14 protein-coding genes are annotated in these 15,017 nt (G+C 72.9%); 4 read left to right on the top strand and 10 right to left on the bottom strand.

All coding sequences use genetic code 11. The features are described 5' to 3' along the window. Positions 1-23: 23 nt before the first annotated feature. The 6 genes from TNCT6_RS09190 to TNCT6_RS09165 all read right to left on the bottom strand — a co-directional run bounded on the left by TNCT6_RS09190 (position 24) and on the right by TNCT6_RS09165 (position 6,322). The gene (locus tag TNCT6_RS09190) at positions 24-1,493 is read right to left on the bottom strand and encodes a penicillin-binding transpeptidase domain-containing protein (protein WP_141358424.1); all 1,470 of its coding nucleotides are present in this window, start codon (positions 1,491-1,493) and stop codon (positions 24-26) included. A 19-nt stretch (positions 1,494-1,512) separates the two neighbouring features. Next, positions 1,513-2,874, bottom strand: a complete 1,362-nt coding sequence (locus TNCT6_RS09185; RefSeq protein ID WP_141358422.1) for an FtsW/RodA/SpoVE family cell cycle protein — start codon at positions 2,872-2,874, stop codon at positions 1,513-1,515. Positions 2,875-2,917: 43 nt separating this feature from the next. Further along, entirely contained in the window at positions 2,918-3,352 is a 435-nt protein-coding gene (locus TNCT6_RS09180; RefSeq protein WP_141358420.1) for an SH3 domain-containing protein, read from the bottom strand. A 165-nt stretch (positions 3,353-3,517) separates the two neighbouring features. Then, complete coding sequence (locus TNCT6_RS09175) at positions 3,518-4,858, bottom strand: HAMP domain-containing sensor histidine kinase (RefSeq protein WP_141358418.1); 1,341 nt, start codon at positions 4,856-4,858, stop codon at positions 3,518-3,520. Then, entirely contained in the window at positions 4,855-5,652 is a 798-nt protein-coding gene (locus TNCT6_RS09170; protein ID WP_141358416.1) for a hypothetical protein, read from the bottom strand. Before TNCT6_RS09170 ends, TNCT6_RS09175 begins: the two co-directional genes overlap by 4 nt. A 163-nt stretch (positions 5,653-5,815) precedes the next feature. Continuing rightward, positions 5,816-6,322 carry a dual specificity protein phosphatase family protein gene (locus TNCT6_RS09165; RefSeq protein WP_141358414.1) on the bottom strand — a complete coding sequence of 169 codons (507 nt, stop codon included), beginning with the start codon at positions 6,320-6,322 and terminating at the stop codon, positions 5,816-5,818. 156 nt (positions 6,323-6,478) lie between these two features. Between TNCT6_RS09165 and TNCT6_RS09160 the strand changes: the two genes are divergently transcribed. Further along, positions 6,479-7,291, top strand: coding sequence for a nuclease-related domain-containing protein (locus TNCT6_RS09160; protein WP_141358412.1), 813 nt, complete (start codon positions 6,479-6,481; stop codon positions 7,289-7,291). A 141-nt stretch (positions 7,292-7,432) separates the two neighbouring features. Here TNCT6_RS09160 and ligD read toward each other — a convergent pair whose 3' ends face one another. Continuing rightward, positions 7,433-8,314, bottom strand: a complete 882-nt coding sequence (gene ligD / locus TNCT6_RS09155) for a non-homologous end-joining DNA ligase (RefSeq protein WP_141358410.1) — start codon at positions 8,312-8,314, stop codon at positions 7,433-7,435. A 110-nt stretch (positions 8,315-8,424) separates the two neighbouring features. Here ligD and TNCT6_RS09150 point away from each other — a divergent pair, with 110 nt between their 5' ends. Both TNCT6_RS09150 and TNCT6_RS09145 read left to right on the top strand, forming a co-directional pair. Next, complete coding sequence (locus TNCT6_RS09150) at positions 8,425-9,495, top strand: Ku protein (RefSeq protein WP_141358408.1); 1,071 nt, start codon at positions 8,425-8,427, stop codon at positions 9,493-9,495. Positions 9,496-9,717: 222 nt separating this feature from the next. Continuing rightward, positions 9,718-10,449, top strand: coding sequence for a hypothetical protein (locus TNCT6_RS09145; RefSeq protein ID WP_141358406.1), 732 nt, complete (start codon positions 9,718-9,720; stop codon positions 10,447-10,449). 452 nt (positions 10,450-10,901) lie between these two features. Here TNCT6_RS09145 and TNCT6_RS09140 read toward each other — a convergent pair whose 3' ends face one another. Continuing rightward, a complete protein-coding gene (locus TNCT6_RS09140) occupies positions 10,902-11,363 on the bottom strand; it encodes a hypothetical protein (protein WP_141358404.1) in 462 nt (153 codons plus the stop codon). A 217-nt stretch (positions 11,364-11,580) separates the two neighbouring features. Between TNCT6_RS09140 and TNCT6_RS09135 the strand changes: the two genes are divergently transcribed. Further along, complete coding sequence (locus TNCT6_RS09135) at positions 11,581-11,877, top strand: hypothetical protein (RefSeq protein ID WP_141358402.1); 297 nt, start codon at positions 11,581-11,583, stop codon at positions 11,875-11,877. A gap of 255 nt (positions 11,878-12,132) precedes the next feature. Here the strand turns inward: TNCT6_RS09135 and TNCT6_RS09130 are convergent, their stop codons facing one another. Together TNCT6_RS09130 and TNCT6_RS09125 are read right to left on the bottom strand one after the other, a co-directional pair. Beyond that, positions 12,133-13,002, bottom strand: coding sequence for a class II glutamine amidotransferase (locus TNCT6_RS09130; protein WP_141358400.1), 870 nt, complete (start codon positions 13,000-13,002; stop codon positions 12,133-12,135). 272 nt (positions 13,003-13,274) lie between these two features. Next, entirely contained in the window at positions 13,275-14,939 is a 1,665-nt protein-coding gene (locus TNCT6_RS09125) for a CdaR family transcriptional regulator (protein ID WP_141358398.1), read from the bottom strand. Positions 14,940-15,017: the final 78 nt, after the last annotated feature.

Genomic DNA, 15,017 nt, shown 5'->3' with positions numbered 1-15,017 from the left:
CGGTGCCCCCGGGCACCCCCGTCTCACCCAGCGGGCGGCGCGTGCAGCACCGTCTCCATCACCGCCTTGGCGATCGGCGCCGCCGTACCGCCCCCGCTGATGTCGCCCCGCCGCGCGGACGCGTCCTCCACCACCACCGCGACCGCGACCCTCGGCTCCACGTCGTCGTCGCCCTGCGCCCAGGAGACGAACCAGGCGTACGGCGTACCGGCGTTGCCCAGGCCGTGCTGGGCGGTGCCGGTCTTGCCGCCCACCGTGGCCCCGGGGATCGCCGCGTTCCCGCCGGTGCCCTCGGTGACCACGTCGGTCATCAGCTCCTTCAGCCGCGCCGCGGTCGCCGGAAGCATCACCTGCCGCGCGGGCCGGGAGCCGGCCGTGGAGACCGTGCCCCCGTTTTGGCGGGTGGTCCGCTCCACGAGGTACGGCGACCGCGCCTGCCCGCCGTTCGCGACCGCGGCCGCCACCATCGCCATCTGAAGCGGAGTGGCCCGCGTGTTGTACTGCCCGATCGACGACAGCGCGAGCTGCGCCCGGTCCACCCGGGTGTCGAACGTGCTCGGCGAGACCGAGAAGGGAATCCTCACCTTCTTGTCGTTGAAGCCGAACCCCTCCGCCGCGGCCCGCATGCCCCGCACCCCCACGTCCACGCCCAGCTTCGCGAACACCGTGTTGCACGACCACTCGAACGCATGCCGCAGGGAGGCGTTCGCGCAGCCGTCGGCCTCGTTGTACAGCCACGTATTCGTGCCCGGCAGCAGATACGGGTCGGGGGAGTCGGTCGGCTCGTCCAGATCCTGCACCACGCCCGCGTCCAGCGCGGCCGCCGCGGTGACCACCTTGAACGTCGACCCCGGCGGATACGTCTGCCGCACCGCCCGGTTCAGCATCGGCCGCTCCGGGTCCTCGTTCAGCCGTGCCCACACCGCCGACACCGCCGGCCTGTTCCCGGACAGCAGCGAGGGGTCGTACGAGGGCGTGGACACCAGCGCCAGGATCCGCCCCGACGTCGGCTCGATCGCCGCGACCGCCCCCTTGCGTCCGCCCAGCCCCTCGAACGCGGCCCGCTGGGCGGCCGGGTCGATCGTCGTCACCACATTCCCGCCCGGGCTCCGCCCGCCCGCGACGCCCCGCCACAGCCCGAACCCGGCGAGCATCGGATCGGAGCCCGACAGCACCGCGTCCTCGGAGTACTCCAGGAGCGTCGTCCCGTACAGCTGCGAGGCGAAGCCGGTCACCGGCGCGTACAACGGCCCGTCCGTGTAGGTCCGTTCGAAGCGCAGTTGCTCCCGGGTGTCCTTGGAGCCGGTGACCGGCCGGCCGCCGACCAGGATCTCGCCGCGCGGCTGCTGATAACGGGCGATGGCGGGACGGCGGTTGGCCGGGTTGCCGCCGTACGTCGGGCTCTGGAGCACCTGCAACCAGGCGATGTTCACCAGGAGCGCCACCAGCAGCAGCACGCAGAAGGCCGCGGCATGCCGGATGCACCGGGTCAACGGACGGCCTCCTCACGGGTCACGGGGCCACCGTCCCGTCGTAGTCCCGGCGCGCCACATGGCTCACCCGGATCAGCAGCGCGACGATCGTCCAGTTGGTCACGACCGACGAGCCGCCCTGCGCCAGGAACGGCATCGCCAGTCCGGTCAGCGGGATCAGGCCGGTCACCCCGCCCGCGATCACGAACACCTGGAGCGCCATGAGCGAGGCGAGCCCGGTCGCGAGCAGCCGGCCGAAGGGGTCGCGCAGGGCGAGGCCGGCCCGGTAGCCGCGCTCGACGAACAGCGCGTACAGCAGGAAGACCGCGGACAGCCCGGCCAGACCCAGTTCCTCCCCGGCGGTGGCCAGGATGAAGTCCGACTTGACGGCGAAGCCGACGAGGATCGAGTGACCGAGGCCCAGCCCGGTGCCGGTCACCCCGCCCGCCGCGAAGGAGAACAGCGACTGGGCCACCTGGCCGGGCCCCTGACCGGCCTCGATGGACGCGAACGGGTGCAGCCACTCCTCGAACCGGCTGTGCACGTGCGGCTCCAGCGAGCCGACGGCGACCGCGCCGGCCGTCGCGAGGAGCACCCCGACCGCGATCCAGCCGATGCGGCCGGTGGCCACGTACAGCATGACGACGAACAGCCCGAAGAACAGCAGCGAGGTGCCGAGGTCGCGTTCCAGAACCAGTACGCAGACGCTCAGCAGCCAGACCGTGACCACCGGCCCCAGCACCCGGCCGGTGGGCAGTTGCAGCCGCCACACCCGGCGGCCGCTGTACGCCAGCGCGCCGCGGTTGGCGGCCAGGTACGCGGCGAAGAACACCGCGAGCAGCACCTTCGCGAACTCGCCCGGCTGGATGGAGAGCTCGCCCACCCGGATCCAGATGCGGGCGCCGTTGACGGCGGGGAAGAGGATCGGCATCGTGAGCAGGGCGAGCGCGCTGGCGACACCGAGGTAGGCGTAGCGCTGGAGCCACCGGTGGTCGCGCAGCACCAGCACCACCAGGATGAACAGCCCCACGCCCAGCGTGGACCACACCAGTTGGGCGGGCGCGGCCTCGTCGCCCGGTGTCTCCAGGTCAAGCCGGTAGATCAGCACCAGGCCCAGCCCGTTGAGCAGTACGGCGATGGGCAGGAGCAGCGGGTCGGCGTACGGCGCGCGCAGGCGCACCGCGATGTGCGCGACCAGCGCGAGTACGCCGAGCCCGGCGCCGTATCCTGCGGCGCCGGGCGGGACGGCGCCGTTCCTCGCCAGGCCGACGGCGCAGTAGCCGCACACCGGCAGCAGGACGGCGAGGACGATGAGGAAGAGTTCGACGCCGCGGCGCCGGGGGAGGCGGTCGGCGGGCGCGGACGGGGCAGTCGCTGCCACGGCGGTTCCGGCCTGGGTCATGTCCGGAACCTACTCAAAAGGAGCGGCTTGTCCGCCCTGGGTGTCAGCACCAGCGCGGCGAGGGCCCGACGTTGGCGATGTGGCGCGCCGAGCCCCACGCCCAGATGCCGTCCGAGAGCAGGTACCACACGCGGTTGCCGTTCACCCGCGGGCCCAGCGTCTTGCAGTGGATCCACACGAGCCGGCCCGGCCGTGCCACCTGGAGCACCCTGCTGTCGCGGTCGGGGTGGGTGCGCAGGGCGAGCCCGCCGCGGGCCGTGACGACGCCCCGGTAGGAGCGCGGGTGGCGGTGGTCGGGGGTGCCGTCTTCCTGTCCGGCCGTGCTCGGCCGGGGTGGCGTGCTGTGCTGGGCGGCCGCCGTCCGGTGACCGCTCCGGCCGCCGTCGTCGGCGGCGGCGGGTGCCGCGGCGACCGTGGAGAGGAGGGCGCCGGTGGCGGCCGCCACGGCCAGTCGGGTGAGGGGGGAGAGCGGGGACATGCAGTACCTCCACCTGAGGCGGCGACGCCCTTCGAGGACGGGCGAATCTGACTAACCGCCACATTAGGAGTGCCGTGTCCCGGAGGCCCGTCACACTGAGCCATCAGGGCGCAGCCGACTGAGAAGGCGTCACCCGGCGCTGGGCCGGGCTCGCCCTGGGACGGGTCACCTGGACGCGGTGTCAGCCGGTCCCGCGTCATCCCGGACGGTGCCGCCGGCCGCGTCCGGCCCCGAAGGCGCGGGCGGCTCCTGAGGAAGCGTCAGTGTCGCCACCGCCCCGCCCTCCGGCGCGTTGGCGAACTCCAGCCGGGCACCCAGCACCTCCGCCTGGCCCAGGGCGATGGTCAGCCCGAGCCCGTGCCCGGTCGCGCCGCCCTCCGTACGGAAGCGCTGGGGGCCGTGCGCCACGAGGTACTCCGGGTAGCCGTCGCCGTGGTCCCGCACGGTGACCACCGGCCCGTCCACGGTCAGCACCACCGGCGGCCGGCCGTGGCTGTGCGCGTTGGCCACGAGGTTGCCCAGCACCCGCTCCAGCCGCCGCCGGTCGGTCTCCACGTACACGTCCCGTACGACCCTGACCCGCGTGTCCGTCCCGGCGGCGGCCCCCGCCGCGCTCGCCGCCCGCACCGCTCGCTCGGCCACCGAGCCGAGGTACCCGGTGTCCAGGACCGGCAGCTCCCGCCCGGTGTCCAGCCGGGAGATCTCCAGCAGGTCCTCGGTGAGCGTGCGCAGCGCGGCCACCCGGTCGCGCACCAGTTCGGTGGGGCGGCCCGGCGGCAGCAGTTCGGCCGCCGCGTGCAGCCCGGTCAGCGGGGTGCGCAACTCGTGCGCCACGTCCGCGGTGAACCGCTGCTCGGCCAGCAGCTTGCCCTGGAGCGACGACGCCATGGAGTCCAGCGCCGCGGCGACCGCGGCCACCTCGTCGTGCGGGCGGGACGCGTCCCGCGTCAGGGGGTCGTGCACGCGCGCGTCCAGGTCGCCCGCGCTGATCCGCCGGGCCACGCGCGCGGTGGCGTGCAGCCGCCGGGTCACCCGGGTCACCGCGAACGCGCCGACCAGCAGGGTCGCCCCGATCGCGAGCAACGACGACCACAGGATGGACTGGTCCAGCGCGTCGATGGTGCGGGCCTGCTGCGAGTAGTCGACCGCCACGGCCAGCGTCCGCCCCCGGTCGGCGGGCCCGGCCGCCCACATCGTGGGGCGCCCGTGGTGCATGTCGACCATCGTGCCGCGCTGTCCGCTCGCCGCCAGCCGCCGCAGTCGCTCCGGCAGGCCCTCGGGGTCGACGCCGGCGCCCGGCAGCAGCGTGTCGCCCGACTCGAACGCGGTCGTGGCGTCCTTCAGCCGGGACAGGGCGAGAGTGCGTGCCTGTCCCACGGTCTGGTCGGTCACCGAGACGTGCACGAGAACGCCGAGCAGCGCGGCGAGCGCGCAGCACATCACCGTGATGAAGGCCGCGGACTTCACCGCGAGCGTCCCGGCCCACCGGGGCAGCGCGACCCTCATCGCACGCCCGCGGAGGAGGAGGGGGCGGGGGAGGAGGGGACGGGTGAGGGAGCGGGGGAGGGCGCGCGGGTGGGCGGGAGCGGGGAGGCGGCGAGGGGCGAGTGGGTACGCGCGTGCGTGGGCCGGTGCCGGCCGGTGCGCAGGAACTCGTCGCGCGAGAACACCATCGCCCGCTGCTCCGGGTCCCAGGACCACGTGGTGCGGTACTCGTACCCGGCGATCCCGGCCGGCGAGCGGATGATCACGGCCCGTCCGGCCAGCTCCACGCCGATCACCGCGTCGTCGTTGGCGAACACCTGCTGCAGCCGGTGCCCCTCGAAGGTGTAGACGCGCACCGCGGTCTGGTTGGTCGGGTACAGCCGGAAGCCCAGTGCCATGTCGTCGTGCCCGTCACCGGTGAGGTCCCGGTAGTACGCCCGCATGACGGGACACCGCGACGGGTCCTCCCCCCGGCCGCACTCGGCGAGCCGGTCGGCCGTGTCCTGGTACGGCGCCCTGGCGCTCGTGTAGGCGTCCGGATGCGCGGCCACCTCGGCCCGTACGACGGCCACCGGGTCGACCGCGTGGATGTCGTCGCCGGGAGCGGTGACGCCCTTGACCGTCTCGATCTGTATCTCGTCGTAGGGCCAGGCGGGGCTGGCCGCCGGGCGCAGCGAGGGCCACAGCCGGGCCGGGCTGACCGCGGTCGGCGTGGGTCCCGCGCCGCGCAGCCCGCCCGCGTCGCCGCAGGCAGCCGTCGTCGCCGTCAGCAGGGTGGCGAGGGCGGCGACCAGGGCGGAGCGTCTGCGGTACACGTTTCTCCGGTGGCTGGAGGAGAGCTGGGGAGAGGGAACGGCGCGGGTAACAGCCTCGTACACCCTATTCGTTTCGTATGGAAGTCCCTTTTGCTCACGGGCTTTCGTTTCCCCTGGGGGGCCGCGGGCGGCCGCCGGTCGGAGCGCATCTTCGGTGAAACGGTTACTCGGCCAGCTCCTCCAGCAGCCGTGCCGTCGACAGGCCCGTCCGCAGATAGTCGACGAACAGATCGTTGTGCAGCGCCCAGGGGGAGCGGCGGGCACGGATCAGCCGGATCGCCTCCTCGGCGGAGCGTCCCTGGCGGACCAGCGCGTGCGCGATCACCAGCCCCGAGCGGTTGTAACCGGAGTAGCAGCGCACGAGGACCCGGCGGTCCTGGTCCACCGCGTCACAGGCGGCCCGGGCCAGCCGCATCACCCCGGTGAGCTGCGTCCCGTCCAGCGGCCCGTCGGGTATCGGCCACACATGGTGCTCGACACCCGGGTCGGGCCCGTGTCCCGGCAGCCTGAGCAGGGTCTGCACAAGATCGAACTCATCGCGCACGACGGCGAGTTCCAGTTGCCCGGAGTGCGTCCTGAACTCGTGCCCGCCCATCCACATGCCGGGCACGATCTCGCTCCACGGGCTGTCCGGAGCCGGTACGTCGGGCTGCTTCCTGTGGGTTCGCAACGGCGCCTCCCCAACTCCCCCTCCCCATCGGAGCCCGTCCTCGGGCTCCCGCCCGCCTGGCGGCGTCGGGCGTCCGACGGCAGGCTCTCTCAAGGTAGCCAAGTTCTTGCCCCGGGAGCACCCCGCCTGTTCCCATGGTCGTGGGGGTGATGGTGCATGAGCGGACACCGCGGACTGCGCGTCATACCGACCTGGCGCCATGGACAGGAACGGCTGTACGTCTGCCGGCCCGACGGCAGGAACATCGCCTGGTACGACCGTGAGGCCGCCCGGGTCAACCTCCTCAGCGAGGGCGAGCAGGAGGACGTGCTCCAGGCCCTGGGCCCCTTCCTCACCGGCCCGGTGGCGGTGGGCCCGCCCCCTGTGCCCACCCCCGCCGAACTCGCCCGCCTGAGTCTGCACCCGGACGACGACCTGGCCCCCAACCGCCCCGGCGAGGCGCTGCTGATCGCGCTGGACCGCGAGCCCGCCCCCGCTCACCGCATCCGCCCGGACCCGCGCCGCCGCGCCCTGACCGCCGAGCAGACGGTGGGCGAGGCCCTGGACCACCTCGACGGCGCCGGCTGGCACGCCCTCCACTCCGTCCCGCTGCCCGGCGGCGACCGCATCCACCACCTGGTCATCGGCCCCGGCGGCCTCTTCGCCGTCCACGCCCTGTACGCCCGCAAGCAGCGCGTCCGCATCGACGACCCGATGGTCGCCCTCGGCCGGCACGACCCCGCCCCCCTCCTGCGCGACCTCCGCGGCCGGGCCGACCGGGCCTCCTACGCCCTGACGGCCGAGGTGCGCCCCCTCCTGGTCCTGACGGACCCGGCCGCCCTCCGCGTCACCGCCCGGCCCAGGGGCGTACGCGTCCTGGAACCTGCCGACCTGGGGAACCTGACCCGCCTGGGCGCCCTGCTGAAACCGGCGGACGTGGAAGCACTCCACGCGATGGCGAGGGACCGCAGGACGTGGGAGCGGGTGTGACCCGGCGGCCGAGCCGAGCGGGTGTGACCGGATGACCTGGTTCCCCCGAGCGGTGAGACCGGACGGCCGGGTGCCGCCCCAGCGGGTGTGACCGGACGGCCGGGTGCCGCCCGAGTGGTGTGACCGGACGGCGGTTTCCTCTCACGGCAGCGCGGCCGCGCGCCCAGGGTCCAGCAGGGGGGCCAGCAGGTCACCGTGGTCCCGCAGACGGGGCACGATGTCGCGCGCCCGGAACTCCAGCCGCCCCGGCGCCCGGCACCCCGCCACCTCCTCCCACGTGACCGGCGCCGAGACCGCCGGCTCCCGGCGGGCCCGCAGCGTGTAGGGCGCCGCCGTGGTCTTCCGCGCCGCGTTCTGACTCCAGTCGACGAACACCTTCCCCGGGCGCAGACTCCGCGTCATCCGGTGCAGCACCAGATCGGGCATGGCACGCTCCGCCTCCACGGCGAGCCCCTTCGCGTACTCGGACGTCCGCGCGCTCGAAGCCCCCCGTACCGCGGCCAGCAGATGCAGCCCCTTCGATCCGGACGTCTTCGCGTGCGCCTCGATCCCGTCCTCGGCCAGCCGCTCCCGCAGCCACAACGCCACCCGGCAGCAGTCCACGACACTCGCCGGCGCCCCGGGGTCCAGGTCGAACACCAGCCGGTCGGCCTCCTCGGGTGCCTCGGCCAGCCACTGCGGGGTGTGGAACTCGGTCACCAGGTTGGCCGCCCACATCAGACTCGGCAGATCCTGCACGAGGACCATCCGGGCCGCCCCCGCCGACCTCGGCACCTCGGTCGTCGTCACCCACTCGGGCGTACCCGGCGGCACGTTCTTGGCGAAGAACACCTGCCCGTCCGGCCCGTCCGGGTACCGCAGGAAGGACACCGGCCGGTCCCGCAGATGGGGCAGCAGCGCGTCGGCGGCCGTCGCGTAGTAGTGCAGCACCTCCCCCTTGGTGAACCCGCTCGCGGGATACAGCACCTTGTCCAGGTTGCTGAGCGCGAGCCGTCGCCCCTCCACCTCCGTGATCGGCGCCATACGATAAGAAAACCATGGAAACTACTTGAACCATGAGAAACAGACCAAGCGGAACAGGCAGCTCAGACAGGTCACGCAGTTCGTACTGATCCATCCGGAAGGTTCTGCACGTGCGATCCATTTGGAACGGCGCCATCTCGTTCGGCCTGGTCAGCATCCCGATCAAGCTCGTGAACGCGACCGAGAGCCACACCATCTCCTTCCGCCAGATCCACACCGAGGACGGCGGCCGCATCCGCTACCGCAAGGTGTGCGAACTGGAGGATCGCGAGGTCACCCAGGCGGAGATCGGCAAGGCCTACGAGGACGCGGACGGCAGCATCATCCCGATCACCGACGAGGACCTGGCCCACCTGCCGTTGCCCACCGCGAAGACGATCGACATCGTGGCCTTCGTCCCGGCCGACCGGATCGACCCGCTCCAGATGGAGAACGCGTACTACCTGGCCGCGAGCGGCGCCCCCGCCGCCAAGCCGTACACCCTGCTGCGCGAGGCCCTCAAGCGCAGCCAGAAGGTGGCGATCGCGAAGTTCGCCCTGCGCGGCCGCGAGCGCCTGGGCATGCTCCGCGTGGTCGACGACGTCATCGCCATGCACGGCCTGCTCTGGCCCGACGAGATCCGCGTCCCCCAGGGCGTGGCCCCGGACGTCGACGTCACCGTCCGCGACAAGGAACTGGACCTCGCCGACGCCCTCATGGACACCCTGGGCGAGGTCGACATCCAGGACCTCCACGACGAGTACCGCGAGGCGCTGGAGGAGGTCATCGCCGCCAAGACCGCGGGCGAGGCGCCCCCCGAGGCCCCCGAGCCTGCCCCCGGCGGGAAGGTCCTCGACCTGATGGCCGCCCTGGAGAAGAGCGTGCGCGCGGCCAAGCGGTCCAGGGGCGAGGAAGTGGAGGAGGAGGCGGCCGGGGAGCCGGCGAAGGAGGCCGAGGAGGCCGAGGTCAGGCATCTCCCGCGTGGCAAGCGGGCCGGCGCCGCGGCCAAGAGGACCACCGCCGGGAAGCCGGCTCCCGCCGCCAAGAAGACCGCGGCGAAGAAGACGGCGGCCGCCGCGAAGAAGTCCACGTCCAAGGCGGCGCAGTCGTCGCGGTCCGCGAAGAAGACCGCGTCGACCGCCAAGAGCACGGCGAAGAAGACCCCGGCGAAGAAGACGGCCTCCCGCAAGCGCACCGCGTGAGGACGGGCCCCGCCCGGCTCCCGCCGCACGAGGCCCGTCCCGTCACCGTGAGTTGGGCGGGGTGTCCGGTGGTGGTGTGCGGCAGGTCACGCCCGCCGCCAGGATGACGGTGTGTGACGCGCGGCACGTCGACCGGCGGTGCCCGGCCCGCGCGGCGGGCGAAAAAGCGCGCGAACTCCGAACCCCCGCCGGGTTATGTTGCTGCTGCTCGAAGGGGGAGATGTGACGAAGCTCAACCAGATCATCGCCGTGGAGAAGGGCGTCAAGAGCAAGTCGCTCCAGGACGTCAACGCGGCTCACCACAAGGTGCAGAAGCCCGCTCTGCTCGCCGGAATCTCGCGCACGTACCAGCCGAAGGACGAGGAGGGCGAGCAGCTGCCGCCCGAGTCGACGCGGGTGCAGGTCAAGGCCGAGGAGATCCTGCGCGAGATGTCGGGGTCGCTGACGCGCCTGTTCGACGTGACCGCGACGAAGGACTGGGCCAACCGCACGGCTTGCGCGGACGTCACGGTCGACGGCCGGACGATCCTCGCCGAAGTCCCCGTCTCCTACCTGCTGTTCCTGGAGAAGCAGCTCACGGACCTGCACTCCTTCGTCAAGAAGCTCCCCGTCCTGGACGCGGCCGAGTCGTGGTCGCTGGACCCGTCGACGGACTGGTGGAAGACGGACCCGGTGCGCACGATCCGCACGAAGAAGGTCCCGCGCAACCACGTCAAGGCGGAGGCGACCGAGAAGCACCCGGCCCAGGTCGAGGTGTACTACGAGGACGTGCCGATCGGTTACTGGACCACGGTGAAGTTCTCCGGAGCCTTCCCCGCACGGCGGGTGAACGAACTGCTGGAGCGGGTGGAGAAGCTCCAGCAGGCGGTGAAGTTCGCCCGCGAGGAGGCCAATGGCGCCGAGGTCGCCGACCGACGGGTCGGCGACGCGGTGTTCGGCTACCTGTTCGGCTGAGGCCGGACCAGGGCAGCCCCCCTGATCGCCCCCGCGTGCGAGCGCGGGGGTGCGCGAGCGGCGCGGGCCGGATTGAGGACCGGTTCGCGCCCTGGGCGCAAGCTGAAACTGAGGCTCAGCCTGAATCAGCCGGTTTCCTCCGGGAAGCCGCGATCAATCTCAGACTCTCGCTCCAGCTTCAGCATTCGCCACCGATCGCCGGACGACCGAGTACGGACGACCGCCGCCGGATGCGAGTTCGACTCTCGCCTGCACCTCTCACACGGTGCGGTAGTTCAAAGGAAGAACACGACGGCCTGACGACTGATCCGCACTCTTGAGCACCACCGGCGTGCGAACTGGGTGGCATCCCCAGGGGCCCGGGAGCTGGATACGACTCCCGGGCCCCGCCACGCTCGCGCCCGGAACCATCGCCGGACCTGTCACAAGCACCACGAAGACCACGAGCAGCGTCATGCCGCGGCCTGCCGGAAATCGGCCGCACAGCGCGCGCCGACGGCGAGCAGCACACCGGACAGCGCGAGGGACAGGCTCGCCCAGTTCATCCAGCCGTAGTCGGGGTTGCTCGGATAGAAGGTGCCGTCGTCGAGGAAGCAGTCGAAACGCAGCGGCAGATAGGAGGACTGATGGTGGGTGAGGTGCCGGCGGACCTCGCTGCCGAAACCGTCGCGACAGGCCGGAGCCGGTATCGAGTCCGCGCCGTCGCCGAACTCGTGCTCGGACACCGCGACGGCGAAGAACCCCAGTGAATAGACGGCCGCGGCCGCGAGGCCGGCCGCCAGCGCGGCGCGGCGCATCAGGTGCACCGGCCACGGCAGGGGCCGCCCCGGCAGCGCCACCACGAGCGTCCCGGCCAGCGCGATCAGCGCACCGACGGCACAGATGAGGAAGACGGCGATACCCACGAGCAGCATGCCCTGCACCTCCTTGCACGAGGGGCGCCGCACCTCTCCGACGAGCGCGACACGTACCCGACGACGTGTTCCGACCACCCCACCAGGCCCTGGATCACTCCGGCTGTGAGGCGGGCCACTCCGCCCGTCACAGCAGTGTCACAGCAGGGCGTCAACCGGCCTGTGAGATGGTTCAGTTGGGGCAATCGCGCCCTCGCCAAAGGGAGTTGACGTGACGATGGCGGATCCCGACGCCACCTTGCTCGTGGCCCTCGACGAGGCGGTCGCCGCTCTCAGGGCTCCTCTGGAGGAGTCGGACCGCGCGCAGGGCTGGACCGACGATCTCCGGCGAGAGGTGCAGGCGGAGATCTCGATCAATCGCTCGGCGCTGCGCCGCCACGGGCTGTTCATGGTGTGGTATCTGCGCCCCCGCCTCGATGCGTGGATGGACTACGAGGGTGTGCGACCCGGACGCCTCCGGAGCCTGGTGCTGGACGGGCAGCGCCGGTTCGTGGAGGCCCGGAGCACGTCGTAGGAACGCGCTCAGGAGAGGGGCCTGGGCGGCCTAGTGCTGTGGCCGGGAAGGTTTGCCGGGAAGCTCGCTGCGTCCGGTGCTGGGGGCACCTCCCACGCCCTTCAGGCAGTGGGGGAGCATCGCAAGGCGGAGCATTGCCCGCGTACTGGATGTACTCGGGTGATGCGACTACGCGGCGTGGGGGTACCCCCGGCCGAAGGCTGGGGGAGTGCCGTGCCGGGCGTCGCGAGCCGGTGAACCTTTCCGGTCACAGCACTAGGCGGCCTTCTGCGAGGCGGCGGCGTCGGGGCGCAGGTCGTCGAGGGTGAGCGGGTGTGCCGGCGGCTCGGTCAGCACGAGGTGGCGGGCGGTGCGCAGGTCGGCGCCGACGTGGAGCAGCTCGCCCGCTTCCAGCAGGCGCCAGCCGGGGTGGTCGTCCATGCGCTCGCTGGCGACGACGACGGCCGGATGCCCGGCCAGGGCCTCGGAGTGGACGCGCATCCGCCCGTGACTGCCGCTGTGGTCGAGGTGCCGGGTGCCGTACTGACCGCCCGCCGCGCGTTCGAGGACGTACAGCTCGTGGGTGCCGGGGTAACGCAGCGCCCACAGCTGGTCGGGGGTGACGAGGACCAGGTTGAGGGCGTAGAGGGGCAGGTGCTCGGCGATCCAGCGCGCGGCCCGCGCGATGCCGGTGGTGACGTCGTCGCCGTGCGCGCGGGTCTCCCGGGTGACGAGGGCGAAGAACCGCTCCGAGTCGGTGTCGCCCCTGACCAGTGACCGGTCCTCGCCCAGGTGGTCGTCGAGCGCGTCGAGGCCCTCGACGACACCGTTGTGCGCGAACAGCCGACCTTCCTGTTCGAAGGGGTGCGTGTTGCGGGCGTCCAGGCTGCCGGTCGAGGCGAACCGCACATGGGCGAGGAAGGTGGCGGACTCCACCTGCCGGGCGTCCTCGGCGAACGCGCGGTCCCGGTAGGCGGCGATCGGCGCCTTGTCGACCCGCGGGGTGCCGTCCGCGTCGAAGTACCCCAGCCCGGTGCCGTCCGGATCGCGGTGACTCTGCCGGCTGAGACTGTCAGGGGCCTCCAGCAGCCAGAAGGTGGCGCGGGTGCGTCGCGGCGCGCTGCTGAGTCCGAACAGACGGCACATCGGGTTCCTCCGCGGTTTGTCGGACGGCCCAGGCCGGTAAAGATCCGAGACCGGTGACCGGTGACCGGCGGCCGCTCCGGCCGAAACCTTCTCCGTGTTCCCCGCCGCCAGGCCGTGAACCGGGTCGTCCGGGCAACGCCCCGTCCGGCTTCATCCGCAGCGTCGAGGACGCCGTGCACCGCTTCCACCGGACCGTGGTGGCCATCTGGACAGCCCGGCACCCCGCAGGGCAGCGTCCGGGGAGGGAGCGGCGAGAGGCTGAGAGCCGGAGGTCACCTCGGTGGCGGATCGTTCGGCCCTGGCTGCTCGCCGGGCGCGGGGTTCTCGCCCATCGCCATGAGCTGGAGCCGCAGAGCCAGTCGCAGGCGGGGTGAGGAGAGGTCGAGCGGGACCGCCTCTTCGAGCTTGCGCAGCCGGTAGCGCAGCGTATTGGGATGGACCCGCAGGTGCCGTGCGGCGCTCTGCGGGTCGCCGAAGTGGTCGAGCCAGGCCGCGAGGGTGGTGAGGTACGCAGTGCCGTGCTCCTCGTCGTGTGCGCGCAGCGCGGCGAGCGGCCCGCCGAGCCGCCACGTGTCGGTCCCGACGGCGGCCCTGGCGCGCTCCACGACGACGGCGTCCCAGGCGTCCTCCATCAGCACGATCCCCCTCCCTCGGGCGAGAGGGGCGAGGGGGAGCCGTCCGGCGCCGAACAGCCGGTGGAGTTCCACGGCTTCGGCCGTGGAGCGCGGCAGCTCGTCGGGGGAGCGGGCGGGGCAGCCCGCCACGGCGTACAGGCCGGGGTCGTGCGCGCGTGTTTCGGTGAGCACGTGCCGGAGCCAGTCGACGGTGCCGGCGTCGGCCCGGGCACCGGCCGCGCCCCGCCGCCCGCCCCGCCCCCGGTCGGTGACCACGCCGAACAGCAGCCCGTCGAGGTCGGCGAGCAGCGGCTGGTGCCAGCCGAACCGGTGCGCGACCGACTCCCACAGGTCCAGCTGCCTGCGGACGTCCTCCGTCCCGCCGGGCGACGACCCGAAGGCCACCACCCGCCAAGGGCCGGCCGGCAGCGCGGCGGGCGCTCCCGGTCCTTGGTCCGGGACGGCGCCTTCGCGCAGGGCGGCCCGCAGCTGCCCCGCCGACACCCGCCGTGCGATGCCGGCCTCGGCGCGCAGCCGTAGCAGATGCAGGGCCAGGACGGAGGCCACGTCGCCGAGCTCGCGGATGCGTTCCGGGGGAACCGGCGACTTGACCACGGCCCAGATCGAGCCGAGCCACTCGCCGCCGGCCCGCACGGGGATGATCAGCCGGGGCAGGATGCCGTCGGGACCGGCGGGGGTCCAGATCGGGTCGCTGGAGCGTGCCAGCCGGCGGAAGACGCCGCTCGCCCGGAAGTGCGTCAGGGTTTCCGCGGGGACGCGCCGCCCCACGATGGTGGAGACCCGTGCCGGATCGGTGCTGTCCTGCCGCGCGGAGTAGGCGAGGACGCGGGACTGCGCGTCCTCCACCGTCACGGGTGCGTCGATGATCTCGGCCGCCGCGTCGGCCAGGGCGAACAGGTCGCTGTGCGGACCAGGCGTGCCGAGCGCGCCGGTGGCGGGCGCGGAGGCCCGGTCGATGACACCGCGCAGCAGCCAGACGACGTGTGCCCACGAGGTGTGCGGTCGCAGTTCGACCAGTGCGGGGCCCGCCAGTCTCCGGGCCGCGCGGGCCACCTGCGGGTCGCGCGCGGCGGGGCGCTTGAGCACGAGGCCCGCGGCTCCTGCCGCGGCGGTCCGTTCCAGCAGGGCGAGAGCTCCGGACCGGTCGGTCACCCCCACCCCCAGGACGAGTTCGCCCGGCTGGCCCGCGGTGTCACCGGGCTCGGCCAGGGCGACGTCGTGCACCTCGGCGTTCCCGGCCGGGACGACCGTACGCAGAAGCCCGGCCCCCAGGGAATCCACGAGGTCGGACACGGTGATCACGGCCGGCACCCCGCAGCGCGGCATCGGGGACTGCTCATGAGCCCCATTGTGTCCCACGCGGATAGTGCTCACCGCATC

Origin of the sequence: Streptomyces sp. 6-11-2 (assembly GCF_006540305.1) — a bacterium.
GTDB lineage: Bacteria > Actinomycetota > Actinomycetes > Streptomycetales > Streptomycetaceae > Streptomyces.
Note: the sequence above shows the minus strand (reverse complement) of the source record. Positions and strands in the feature narration are given on the sequence as shown.

Bases quoted from the DNA above. Each gene is read 5' to 3' on its own strand.
- TNCT6_RS09175 (WP_141358418.1), bottom strand. From the start codon at position 4,858: ATGAGGGTCGCGCTGCCCCGGTGGGCCGGGACGCTCGCGGTGAAGTCC.
- TNCT6_RS09180 (WP_141358420.1), bottom strand. From the start codon at position 3,352: ATGTCCCCGCTCTCCCCCCTCACCCGACTGGCCGTGGCGGCCGCCACC.
- TNCT6_RS09185 (WP_141358422.1), bottom strand. From the start codon at position 2,874: ATGACCCAGGCCGGAACCGCCGTGGCAGCGACTGCCCCGTCCGCGCCC.
- TNCT6_RS09160 (WP_141358412.1), top strand. From the start codon at position 6,479: ATGAGCGGACACCGCGGACTGCGCGTCATACCGACCTGGCGCCATGGA.
- TNCT6_RS09130 (WP_141358400.1), bottom strand. From the start codon at position 13,002: ATGTGCCGTCTGTTCGGACTCAGCAGCGCGCCGCGACGCACCCGCGCC.
- TNCT6_RS09135 (WP_141358402.1), top strand. From the start codon at position 11,581: ATGGCGGATCCCGACGCCACCTTGCTCGTGGCCCTCGACGAGGCGGTC.
- ligD (WP_141358410.1), bottom strand. From the start codon at position 8,314: ATGGCGCCGATCACGGAGGTGGAGGGGCGACGGCTCGCGCTCAGCAAC.
- TNCT6_RS09140 (WP_141358404.1), bottom strand. From the start codon at position 11,363: ATGCTGCTCGTGGGTATCGCCGTCTTCCTCATCTGTGCCGTCGGTGCG.